Genomic DNA, 11920 nt, shown 5'->3' with positions numbered 1-11920 from the left:
CCACCTCCCCCGCCGAGAAGTCACGGCGCGTCGCTGTGCCACGACGGTAGAAGCAAAGGGTTAGAAGCTGGTTATACCGCCGGCGGCCGCCGCGCCGGCCGGCCGAAGGCCCGGACCAGATCGGCCAGTCCGCCGGTGATCCCGGCGATCGCGTCCGGCTGCCATCGGCGTACCGGATAGATCATCTCCGGGGCCTCGGCCGCGCTGTGCGGCACGCTCAACGTCAGATCGTGCCTGGTCTGGAACTCCCCGCGCGGCAGCGCGGTCACGGTCAGGGGGCCGACCTTCCAGGTGCCGCGCGGCGAGTTGAACTCCTCGCAGGAGACGTTCGTCAACGGGTCGGCCGACGACATCCCGGTCGAGGGCTCGGCGGCCCGGATGACGTCGCGGTACGGCACATCCAACAGTCGCAGCGCCCGCACCACCGAGACACGACCGGCCAGGACCGCGTCCTTCGGCGATGCGGCCGCACCGAATCTGATCGGGACGGTGTTGATCGTGCATCCGAGCACCTGCGCCGCCTCCGGGGTGAGCCGATCGGCGACGGGTGCGGCGACCATCAGCTCCACGGCGCCGGACAGCCGGCTGATCTGCAGGGCGAGCAGGCTCGTCATCGCCATGAAGCGGGACACACCCGCCGCCGCGCAGGCCGCGTTGAAGTCGGCCAGGTCACCTGGTTCCAGGTCCAGAGCCCGGACGGCGCCGCGGAGCCCGGTGGCGCCGGTCAGGCCGGGCAGCGCGATCCGCCGCGGCACCCCGGACAGCTCGGCGGCCGCCTCCCGGGCCCGCTCCGCCACCCCGGGAGCATTCTCCGCCTCGACCCGCCGCCGCACCCACGATCGGAAGGACGACGCGGGCGAGGCCGGAGCACCGGCGCCGTGCAGCCGCGTCGCGTACCGGGAGATCAGCGTGCGCAGGAAGACGCCGTGCGACCACCCGTCGGTCATCAGGTGATGCAGCACGATCGTCAGCCGGTGCTCACGGTCACCGAGTCGCAGCAGCCGGGCCCGCCACAGCGGCCCGGTCACCAGGTCGAAGGGAGCCGTGCAGTCCAGCGCGAAGCGCCGGCGGCAGTCGGCCGTCTGGCGAGCGCCGGCCAGGCCTCTGAGGTCGTGCTCGTGCCAGGCCGGCGGCGGTGCGTCGAAACTCTGCCGCGGGGCGGCGCCGTCGTCGTGGATCCGCAGCCGGAGCGCGTCGTGCCGCTGATGGCAGTCCAGGAAGGCGGCACGCAGCCGGCCGGCGTCCAGCGGACCGCTCAGATGCAGCGTCACCGCGTCGTGGTACCCGGACCGCCCGGGCCGGAGCCGCTCGGCGATCCACATGCCCTCCTGTGTGGCGGTGAGTGTCACGGGTGGTGCCGTGGTGGCGGACGGCACCTCACCGTTGACGTGACTGCGCATTCCGGGTCTCCTTCCGGCGGTCCGCCAGCGTCACCCGGCGGGGTTGCCGGACGGTTATGACCGGAACGCGAACGATCCCGGATAACCGGTGGATAACCCACCGCGTACGCGTCCGTGGTCTGCTCCGCCGGTGACAGAAGCCCGGGGAACCGCATCGATCGCCGAAACCGGCGCCAGCGGCGGCGTGACCGCTGCCCTGGCCGAGGTGTGGCGCACCGTTCTCGAGGTCGGCGAGGTGGACGACGACTCGAACTTCTTCGAGCTCGGTGGCCACTCCATGCTGGCCGCGCTGCTCATCGCCCAGTGCGAGAAGTGCCTCGGCACTATCATCCCGTTGCAACTGATCTTCGATCATCCGGTCTTCAGGGACTTCGTGACCGCGGCGCTGCGATACGACGAGCGGGGCCCGTCGTTGCCGAAACTCGTTCCACAGGGGCTGAGCCGCGGGCCGCTGTCGCTGCAGCAGCAGGAGTATCTGCGCCTGGAGCAGGCGCTGGGCCTGCCGGTCAACAACATGGTGGCCGTGGTGAAGGTCGGCGCCCCGCTGGCGCTCGAGACCCTCCAGGCGGCTCTCGACGATCTCGTACGCCGGCACCCGGCCCTGCGTACCGTGTTCCGCGGCGAACCGGCCGGGTCCGAGCAGGTGGTGCTGCCGATCGCTGACCTGGCCCCGTTGAGCTGCACCGAGACCGACCTCAGCGGGCTGGATTCCCGGCGGCGGACCGCGCTGCTGCGGAGCCGCGTCATGCGCGACCATTTACTTCCGTTCGACCTGGTCACGGGCCCTCTGGTCCGATGCCGGATCTTCCGGAACGGCGATGAGCCCGATGTCCTCGTCCTGCACCTGCACCACGCGGCCGCCGACGGCAACTGCGTTGGGTTCCTGCTGGACGACCTGGCCGCGGCGTGCGCCGGCCGGCCGCTCGGCTCGCCGCGGCCGGACGAGCCCAGCCACCTGGACTACTGCCGCTGGCAACGGGACCACCACGAGCAAATGATCGACGAGTCCGGTGACCACTGGCGCGGTGTGGTGCGGGACCTGGCCGAGAACCTCGCCGAACCGGCGATGTCCGGCTCGGCGCTCTCCGCCTCCTACGTGAGGTTCAGCGTGCAGCTGCCCATTACCGAAACCCATCGGCTGCGGACCTGGGCGGCGGCGGAGGGCCTGACCGAGTTCAGCAGCGTCGCCGCCGCGGCGGCGGTGGCGGTCGGCCGGCTGCACCGGCGTGAGCGAGCCGGCATCGGGATCATGCTCGACAACCGTCACGCGGACATGGAGCACACAGTCGGCTCGTTCGCGCTCAGCAGCCTGATGTCGGTCGACGTGTCCGGCGCCCCGACACCCCGGGATATCATCGGCCGCACCCAGGACAGCCGTCTGGCCGCCCGCCGCTGGACCCATCTCCCGCTGGAGAGCCTGCTGGCCGAGCCGACCGACGAGCTCGGCGTGACGCCGGCCGACCTCGTCGACGTGGTTGTCGACTTCGAGCGGATCTACCGGATGAACCGGCCCGGCCGGTTGCCGCTGAACGTCGACATCGACCTCAGCGAGCTGCTGCGGGTGCCACTGCTGGGTCCGCGGCGCACGTTGACCGCCCTGGTCCAGGCGGACGGACGCATGTCGCTGACGATCGAGTGCGTCGACGACCCGCGGGAACGGGAGGACGCCGGCGCCCTGCTCGACGCGACCCGCGACGTGCTGACCCGCTTCGCGAACGCGCCCGAGGAACCGATCAGGCCGGGCGCATGACCACGGCGGCGACTTCGCAGGAGGTGCGGGCCGGCGGGCTTCGCGCCGTCATCACCCACCGACCGGACGCCGGGACCGTGATCAGGGCCGAGGACTGGGACGGCGCGGTGCTCGGGCTGGGTTTCCAGATGGCGATCGACCGCGCCGGGCAGATGGACTTCCTGCGCCGTACCGCGAGCGGAACCCTCGCCCAGCTGGTCGGCCCGGCCGCTGTGGAGGCCGACGTGCGGCAACGCCGGCTCGGGCTGACCGCGGTCGCACAGCGATCCGTGGCGCTGCTCCCGGCCGGCCAGGCCACCACGCTCGACGCGTTCGTACGGGGCGTCCGGGCCGGTCTGCGGCACCGCGGCTCGCCGATGACCTGGTCCGCCGCCGACACCCTCCAGGTGGCACAGGTGTTGTTCCAGTCGATGGGTTCCGACGGCTCCGAGCTGCGCATGACCGAGGTGATGCGCCGGTCGCTGCCGCCCGAGGTGGCCGCCTTCCTGCTGGACGGCGCCGACGAGTACGCGACCGGGCCGGACGGCCGGTCCATCGCCCACGCGAGCGCTCCGATGCCGGTGACCCAGCTGCGGGCGCTGTTCCAGGAGCCGCCCGGCTCCGGCCAGGACCGCGTCGTGGTCGGCGCCCGGCCGGCCGGAAGCAATGCGTGGGCCGTGCGGACCGCTACCGGCGCCGTGCTCGCCAACGACATGCACCTGCAGCTCACCGATCCGCCACTGATGTACCCGGCACGAATGGTGGTCGGCGGTGGATACGCCTGCGGCGTCACCGTTCCCGGCCTGCCGGCCCTGGTCGCGGGCAGCAACGGCAGGGTGGCCTGGGGCCTGACCCGGCTGCCCGCGGACAACGCCGATCTGCGGCCGTTGAGTGCCGACGAGGCGCGCCGGGTGCAGGTCCGCGAGGAGACCATCGAGGTCCGGGGCGGCCCGCCGGTGCGTCTTGAGGTCGCGGACAGCCCCTGGGGACCACTGACCGAACCGCTGGCGGGCGAACCGGTGGCCTTCACCTCGACGCTGCTCGACCCGGCGGCCCTGGATCTCGGGCTGCTCGACCTCTACCGCGCGTCCGACCTGGACAGCGCCATGGCGATCGTCAACCGGAGCGGCCTGCCCCCGGTCAACGCGGTGCTGGCCGATGCCGCTGGTCGGGTCGGCTGGACCGTGGGCGGCCGGTTCCCGTCCCGGCCGGCCGTCGGTTCGCGCGGCTTCTCCTCGACCGCCGAGCCGGTTCACGCTCCGCGGGTCGCGCCCGGCGACCTGCCACGGGTCGCCGATCCCGGATCCGGCACCGTGATCAACTGCAACAACGGCAGCGCCGAGGTGCGGGCCGCGGGAATCGCGTGGAACCTGCCGAGCGGTGTCCGTGCCCGGCGGGTGGCCGATCGGCTGGCCGGCGCCGAGGTCGGTGTCGCCGGATCCCTCGCCCTGCAACTGGACACCGAGGCCTCCCTCTTCGAGTTCTATCGCGCGCTGGCTCTGCGACAGCTGCCCGCGGCTCCCCGGACCGAGGCGCTCCGCGAGATCCGGGCCGACGTCACGGCGTGGGGTGGTACCGCCGACGCCGGCGAGCGCGGCCTGGCCCTGCTGACGCTCTTCCGGGACCTGATGCGCGAGGATCTGATTGCCGCGGCCACCCGCCCCGCCCGGCGACTGGACCCCCGGTTCAGCTATTGCTTCGCGGGCGCCGAAGGACCTCTCCGGCAGCTGATCGGCGGGCTGGCCGACGGGCTGGTGCCGGCTCCCTGGCGCAACGGGCGGGAATTCGTGGTTGGGCAGTTGCTGATCGCCCGCCGGGCGCTGCTCCGCGAGACCGGGCTCGACCGGCTGCCTCGCTGGGGCGAGCTGAACCGGCTCACGCTCGCTCCCCTTGCCGCGTATCCGCCGCAGGTCGTCGGCATCGCCCTGGCCGGATGCGCCGAATCGGTCCGGGTCGCCCAGCCGGACTTCGGCGCGGCGATGCGGCTCGTCGCCGTTCCCGGCCGGCCGGACGTGGGCAGCCTGTCGATCCCGGGCGGATCGCGAGAGGCCGAGGACACCGCCGCCGCGATTCGCGACTGGGCCGGCGGCCGGGGGCAACCGCTGCTGCCCCCGGCCGCCGGCTAGCCGAGCAGGTCGTCGAGCACCCGGGCGATCGCGGCCATCGGTCCGGGTTGGGCGATGGTGCGATGCGTGCAGGCGAGCGGATGCGGCCGGATCTCACCGGTGACGAACGGCGACCACCGGCCCGCGTCCACCGCCGGCTCCTCGGCGGCGTAGAAGAACTCGAGATCACCGTGGAACAGCGGGGGCCGATGTCCGGAGACGGCCCGAAGGTTGTTCGCGTAGACCTCCATGACGGCGTTGACCGTCGCCGGCTCGACGTAGGCCATCGCACTGTTCTCCCGGCGGAGCAGTGCGATGACCCGGTCGGGGCGCAACGGCACGTTCGCGATGTCGCGGAGGTCGTACCCGAACTCCTGGAGCAGGCTGATCAGCAGCTCGCGTACGGTCGGCGTCCGCTCCGGGCCCTCGGCCGCGGTCGGCTCGGCGTCCATCACCGCCAACATGCCGACCTTCTGCCCCGCCTCCTGCATCCGGGCGGCGATGGCATGCGCGAGGGTGCCGCCGAAGGACCAGCCGAGCAGGTGGTAAGGGCCCTCGGGTTGAACCTCACGGATCAGGGTCAGGAAGTCGTCGGCCATCGCGCCGACCCCGCCCTGGACGAGGGTGTCCCCGGTCCGGAGGCCGCGGGCCTGCAGGGCCATGACCGGCCGGTCGGCGTCGAGCACGCCCAGCAGTCCGGTGTAGCACCAGCTCATCCCGCCGCCCGGGTGGACGCAGAAGAGCGGTGGCAGACCGCCGTGCGGCCGGAGCACCAGCACCGGGTCCAGCGAGTCCTCGCCCTGGCTGTCGATGGAGAGCTGCCCGGCGACACCCCGGACGGTGGGATGACGGAACACCGCGTCGGTTCCGATCCGGACGCCGAACGTGACGCGGATCCGGCCGACGAGCCGGACGACGTCGAGGGAGTTGCCGCCGGCGCCGAAGAAGTCGTCGTCCACGCCCACCCGGTCGACACCGAGGACCTCCGCGAAGAGGCGGCAGAGCGCCTCCATCTGCGGTGAGCGCGGCCCGGCGGCCGGCCCGCTCATGGCCGGTGCCCGGCGTACACCATGCCCAGCTGCCGAAGCCGGAGGTACATCGCCTGCAATGGGGTGGTGCCGCTACCGCTCTGCGCCATGCCGAACAACTCCCCGCTGACCGCCTTCCGGTAGATCACCCGGGTGGCCTCGCTCGGCCCGATGCCGACCACGTCGCGAAGACGTGAGGCGCACAGCTGGTACCAGCGGTGGGCCTGGCCGAGCTGTCCGAGCTGACCGTACAGCCCGATCAGAGTGCGGTAGGTCTCCTCGTGCAGCGAGTCGATGTCCAGGAGCTTGTGGCAGTAGTCGAGAACCTGGAGATCGTCACCCTCCTCGACAGCGACCGCGACCAGGCGGTGCAGGGCGGAGAGGGCCAGGCTGCGCAGCCATTCCCGTTGCGGTTCGGCCCACGGCATCGTGACTCCGGGCAGGAAGTCGCCCTGGTACAGCTCGATCGCCCCACGAAGCTTCGCGGCCTGGTCGCGCGGCTCCAGCGGAGGCTGGTCGTCCGGCGGCGGCAGGATCATCGATCCGAACTCCTGGAAATCGACCCACACGTCGCTGGTCTCCAGGGAGTACCCGCATTCCTGGGTGAGGATCGTGATGCCGGAGTGCGCCGTGCCGGCCGCCGCGTTGACGTCGGCGAGGATGTTACGCAGCATGTGGACCGCGACCTTCAGCGATCCGTGCGGGGCGTCCAGCTCCGGCCACAGTGCCTCGAAGAGAACATCGCGCGGCACCACCCGGCCTGGGCGCAGGAGGAGATATTGCAGCAGGTTGCGGGCTTTCCCGGCCCGCCACCGGTTCACCGGACGGCCCTCGACGACTACGTCGAACCGGCCCAGAGTGCGGACTTCGACCAGAAATCTGGGGTTGCTGTTGTCGCTGATGACATTTCCCCGTTCCGATTCATGCGATGGGTGACGCTTTTGGGCACCACCACGCAACTGTCATCGGCTTCGTCCTCAGGCGTCGACGAGCCGTTCGAGCTCTAGATCGGTGACGAGTGGGACGTGCGACCCGTCCTATCGTGAATTCACTCGCCCTGGCCGGCCGGCGAGACGTCGCGCGACCGCTCTGCGGCCGGATCGCCGCTGCGCTGCTCCGGCGCTTCCGCGCCGCGGCGGGGTGTACGCCCCGCATGGCGGATCACCGGCCCCGACGCGACTCCCGCGATGATGAACACGAGGCCCAGCACCACCCAGCCCACCGGGGCGTGCTCGATCACCAGGAAGGTGAGCAACAGCGGCCCAGCGGCCCAGCTCAGCTGACCCCCCATCGAGTAGACGGACAGGTACTCACCCCGGCGCGCGTCCGGTGCGAGTTTGTAACTGACTCCCCACGAGGCCGCGTTGGCCAGGAGCTCACCCGCCGTCAGCGCCACCACCGCGGCGACGAGCACCGCGACGGTGACCGCGGCGTGTGTCCATCCCGTCAGCGCAAACAGGACACAGCAGACCGCCAGGGCCACGGCCGCCTGGCGCTGCACCCGGACCGCTCCGGTGAGATCCTCGGCGCTACGGCTCGCACGTACCTGGAACAGCACCGCGATACCCATGTTGACCAGCATCACCGCGGAGATCACCACGGGTTCGGCATCGGTCCTCTCCAGGATCCACAGTGGGGTGATGACGCTCAGCAGCGGACCGTTCGCCACGAACACGGAGTTCAGCAGGGCCGCGGCCACGAACGGCCGGTCGGCCAGGACGGTGTGCCGCAGTCCGGGCCGCCGCTCCGGGCGGACGTGTTCCGCCGTACGGGGCAGCGCCACCGCGATCAGGACCGCCTCGACCGCGAGGCACGCGACATAGGACCACACGATCCACAGGTAGGCGGGTCGCGTGTCGATGGCCAGCGGCACGCCGGCCACGACCGTTCCGCCGGCCATCCCCAGGTTGCGGGCCGATCTGATCCAGGCGCTCCCACGCGCACGGTCGCCGTCGGCGAACAGGTCGCCGAAGTAGCGCACGGCGGCCGTTCCCGCCAGCCCGGCACAAAGGGATTCCGCGACCACCACAGTCACGAAACCGCCGAAATCGTCCACAAGGGGATAGAGCGCGAACAGGCCGGTGCACGCGATGACCGCGACCAACCAGGTACGTCGCCCACCGAAGCGGTCGGCGATCATTCCGGACGGCACCTGGAAGGCCGCGCTGGCACCGAGACCGATGGAGAGACCGAGGCTAACCTCCGCGCCGGACAAGCCGACGTATCGCGTGAAGAAAACGATGCTCCCGGCGAGAAAAATGCCCTCACCGAGGCCGGAAGTAATCGCTCGGAGCAAAACGCTGACGCCCAGTCCTTCGGGAATTCGCCGACGCTCCACCTTTCCCTTGATCGTCATGCAAGCAGCGTAACTCAGCCAAGCTCCGCCATGGAAGACCTGAATTAACACGTTTCGATATGTCATCTCTCATGACCTTGAATGCCCAGCGTAGGCCACGCGGACAGCCGGTCGTCGACCCTCCTCACCGGCCGCCCGGGTGGCACCGCCGGCCGTCCGGCAACGCCGCTCACGGGCGACCGGGCCCGGCCCACGATGCACCTCCCACCTCGTTGGACATCTGCTCAGAGTGCGTTTGAGGACGCCCGGAGCGGGGCCCCGCGCAACCACCAGCGCGACCGGATGACCGGTTCGGAAGATCAGCCGGCCCGTCGTGCACGCATCCGCGGAATGGTGTCGTGCGTGAGAGCGGCAACAGCACGGCTGCATTTCCGTCGCGCGACGGGCAAGCTGCGTATAAATTTCGCGAACGATGCTCCGCCCGCAGAATGAACAATTCCGAGAATTGATTCGAATCAACCACCCGGTCTTGACGTCAGGCGGCCGGCGATTCCCGGCCGGCCGAATTCGTCACGTGAGCGTCGAATAGCGGGAGAATGTCGTCAGCAACTCCTGCCGGGCTTTCGGAAAGGAGTCACCGGGCCACATGTCCACGAGGTGGTGGATCTTGCCGGCGAGACGGCCCTCGCCGGCGCCGAGCTCGAGGACGAGCGGAAAGCTGGTCGGATCGAAGTTCTCCTCCTCCTGGAGGATTGCCTCGGCGATCATCCGGCACCCCGGAAGCTCGACGCTGTCGTCAGCGACCTGCTGAAGCGTGAAGCCGAGCTGCGGCATGTGGCCCAGGGCCGCCGGATCCCAGCCCCGTCGCTCCCATGTGCTCAGAGCACTGTCGAACGGCATCTCCTCGTGTTCGAGTGCCGTCGCCAGGCCGGCGCGCATCACCGTCATCGTCTCGTCGGCCGGCGCCTCCGCGTCCAGATCGACGCCGACGCACAGCATGTTCGAGAAGCAGCCGATCGTCTCCTCGCTCCCGGGCCGGCTCCGATTGGCCGTCTGCACGGTGATCACCTGCCGTCGCTGTGCCGTGCGTCGCCGGGTGAAGTCGGCGACCGCGGCCAGCAGGACCACGAACAGGGTGGAGTTGCGCCGCGCGGCCGTGGCCTCCAGGCCCCGCACGGTGTCCGCCGGGATCTCGATGTCGTCGATCCGCGCCGTGAACCGACCGGCCGGCTCCACCGGGGCGATCCGGGCGGCGGGCTCACGCAGCACGTCCCGCAACGCGTCGAGATGACCCTCGAGCCGGTCGCCGCTCAGCGTGTCGCGCTGCCACTCGGCGAAGTCCAGGTAGTCGACGGGCAGCGGCGGGAGCGGCGCACCGTCGCCGGCCCGGCACCGATAGGCGACCGCCAGATCCTCGAGCAGGACCTCCTGGGACATCGCGTCGAACACGATGTGGTGCACGGCCAGCACCACGGCCCAGGTGTCGTCCGCAGTGCGCGCCATGGTGAAACGCACCGCGGGCCGGGCGGTGAGGTCGAACCCGCGCAGGTACTCCATCCGGGTCAGCCGCCGCAACGCGCGTTCGCCGCGCCGGCGCAGGTCGAGCCGGGTTATCTCGGGGGGCTCGTCCACCACGCGCTGACCCGGGCGGCCGCCCTCTTCGCCGAAGACGACCCGCAGCTGCGTCTGCCGCCGGACGACGTCGCCGATGGCGCCGGCCAGGGCATCGGCGTCGACGTCGCCGATCAGCTGGATCAACAGGACGCTGTTGAAGAAGCCGGCGCCGCGGGTGGCCCGCTCGATCTCCCAGAAGCCCTCCTGGGCGAGCGCCAGGGGCATCGGTTCACCCCGGCGCCGGCGGGCGGTGGAGGCGAGCGAACGCCGCCAGGTGTCCGGCCGCGACCGCAGCGTCAGCAATCGGTCGGCTAGCTCCGCCGAGGTGTTGTGGCGGTAGAGATCGGCCACCCTCACCTTGACGCCGAACTCCTCGTGCAGGCGGGTGAGCATCCGCATCCCGGTGAGGGAGTCACCGCCGAGCTCGAAGAACTGGTCACCGACCCCGGTACCGGTACGTCCGAGCACGCTGTCGAAGATCGCCGCGATCCGGGATGCGATCTCCGCGCGGCCGGGTGGCTCCGCACGGGCCGAGGGGACCGCGGGCGCTGCGGGTGACGTGCTCATCGGCTTTCCAGCGCCAGTTCACCCTGCATCTCGACCACCCGGGCGGCCATGGTCTCGGGCGTACGGCAGCGCTCCTGGAACTCGTCGAGCGGGACGGTGACGCCATGGTCGTCGTGGATCCTCGCCAGCACCCGGCGGGCGATCTCCTCGTTCCCGCCGGACTCGAAGAAGTCCTCGCTCCAGCCGTACGTGGTCCGGTCGGTCTCCTCGCGGTAGACCCGGACGATCAGGCTGGTGATGTTCTCGAGCTCTGTCTTGATCTTGGTGCCGCGGCCACGGATGCCGACCGTCATGGCCGGGCGGTCGCGGTCGCTGGTGTTGGCTCCGCTCCAGTGGACCATGAAGCCACCGAACAGGGCGCCCCAGCCCGCGGGACAGTTGACCTCGACGCGCATGGCCTCGAGCCGGTCCAGCACGCGGGGGTCGACGGTCGGCGCGACTCCCGGACGCTCCAGGTGCGGCGCCAGCCCGAGCTTGTGAGTGCCGTGGTAGAAGGAGATGCTGCCGTTCTCCGGCGTGACGTCCTCCAGCGGGATCCACAGGTGTAGCAGCTGCGGCGGGTCCACCGGCACGGTGTAGAGCTCCTGGTGCGCGTCGATCGCGCTGCCGCCGGCCGGCTTCGGGAACACGTCCAGGTAGTAGATGATCGGGTCCCAGTCGACCGCCCGCGCCACCATGCCCATCAGGTTCGGCTGCTGGATGAGGTTGTTGAGCCACGGGTCGTAGCGCTCGACATCGCGGTACATGACCAGGCGACCGAGGGCATCGGACTCCCGGGCCGATCGGCGGATCTTGGGGAGCACCGTGTGCTCGTAGTCGGCGAGCACCTCCCTGGTGCGCACGATCTGTTGCGGATCGAGCAGATCGCGTATGTAGGCGACCCCGTCGGTTCGCAACGCCTCGCCGATCGCCGGATCGTCGGGTGCGAGAAACTTCGCTTCCATCAGCGTGCTCCTGTCCTCTCGTTAGCTGGCATCGGCATTTCGCGCGCCCGTGTACGGGCATTGCCCGGAGGCCTCCGCGTCGCCCTCGGCCTCCGCGTCGTCCTCGCCGAGGTCCTCGGCCTCAAGGTCGGCCAGAGCCGACAGGAACTCGTCCCGTACGCGGTTGAGGTCTTCCTCGCTGACGAACCTCGAGAACGAACTGGGCACCGTGCTCACCCGCCTTCCGATGGTGATCTT

General features: G+C 70.7%; 9 protein-coding genes. 2 read left to right on the top strand and 7 right to left on the bottom strand.

Annotated features, from left to right (window positions below):
• Window positions 1-71 precede the first annotated feature (71 nt).
• Window positions 72-1400 (bottom strand): condensation domain-containing protein, encoded by a 1329-nt coding sequence (locus ACGFIO_RS40800; RefSeq protein ID WP_392835752.1) that lies wholly within the window; start codon window positions 1398-1400, stop codon window positions 72-74.
• A 130-nt stretch (window positions 1401-1530) separates the two neighbouring features.
• Here ACGFIO_RS40800 and ACGFIO_RS40795 point away from each other — a divergent pair, with 130 nt between their 5' ends.
• Both ACGFIO_RS40795 and ACGFIO_RS40790 read left to right on the top strand, forming a co-directional pair.
• Window positions 1531-3150 carry a condensation domain-containing protein gene (locus ACGFIO_RS40795; RefSeq protein WP_392835750.1) on the top strand — a complete coding sequence of 540 codons (1620 nt, stop codon included), beginning with the start codon at window positions 1531-1533 and terminating at the stop codon, window positions 3148-3150.
• Window positions 3147-5255 carry a penicillin acylase family protein gene (locus ACGFIO_RS40790; RefSeq protein ID WP_392835749.1) on the top strand — a complete coding sequence of 703 codons (2109 nt, stop codon included), beginning with the start codon at window positions 3147-3149 and terminating at the stop codon, window positions 5253-5255. The genes ACGFIO_RS40795 and ACGFIO_RS40790 overlap by 4 nt, the downstream gene beginning before the upstream one ends.
• Here ACGFIO_RS40790 and ACGFIO_RS40785 read toward each other — a convergent pair.
• The 6 genes from ACGFIO_RS40785 to ACGFIO_RS40760 form a co-directional block, all read right to left on the bottom strand.
• Window positions 5252-6283, bottom strand: a complete 1032-nt coding sequence (locus tag ACGFIO_RS40785) for an alpha/beta fold hydrolase (protein ID WP_392835747.1) — start codon at window positions 6281-6283, stop codon at window positions 5252-5254. The two genes, ACGFIO_RS40790 and ACGFIO_RS40785, sit on opposite strands and share 4 nt — an antisense overlap.
• Complete coding sequence (locus ACGFIO_RS40780) at window positions 6280-7083, bottom strand: BTAD domain-containing putative transcriptional regulator (protein WP_392835745.1); 804 nt, start codon at window positions 7081-7083, stop codon at window positions 6280-6282. The genes ACGFIO_RS40785 and ACGFIO_RS40780 overlap by 4 nt, the downstream gene beginning before the upstream one ends.
• 227 nt (window positions 7084-7310) lie before the next feature.
• A complete protein-coding gene (locus tag ACGFIO_RS40775; protein ID WP_392835743.1) occupies window positions 7311-8618 on the bottom strand; it encodes an MFS transporter in 1308 nt (435 codons plus the stop codon).
• 510 nt (window positions 8619-9128) lie between these two features.
• Window positions 9129-10739 (bottom strand): condensation domain-containing protein, encoded by a 1611-nt coding sequence (locus tag ACGFIO_RS40770; RefSeq protein WP_392835742.1) that lies wholly within the window; start codon window positions 10737-10739, stop codon window positions 9129-9131.
• Window positions 10736-11683, bottom strand: a complete 948-nt coding sequence (locus tag ACGFIO_RS40765) for a phytanoyl-CoA dioxygenase family protein (protein WP_392835740.1) — start codon at window positions 11681-11683, stop codon at window positions 10736-10738. Before ACGFIO_RS40765 ends, ACGFIO_RS40770 begins: the two co-directional genes overlap by 4 nt.
• Window positions 11684-11704: 21 nt before the next feature.
• Window positions 11705-11899, bottom strand: coding sequence for a hypothetical protein (locus ACGFIO_RS40760; RefSeq protein WP_392835738.1), 195 nt, complete (start codon window positions 11897-11899; stop codon window positions 11705-11707).
• Between the last annotated feature and the right edge of the window lie 21 nt (window positions 11900-11920).

Source organism: Actinoplanes sp. NPDC049265, from assembly GCF_043197135.1.
GTDB lineage: Bacteria > Actinomycetota > Actinomycetes > Mycobacteriales > Micromonosporaceae > Actinoplanes.
Note: the sequence above shows the minus strand (reverse complement) of the source record. Positions and strands in the feature narration are given on the sequence as shown.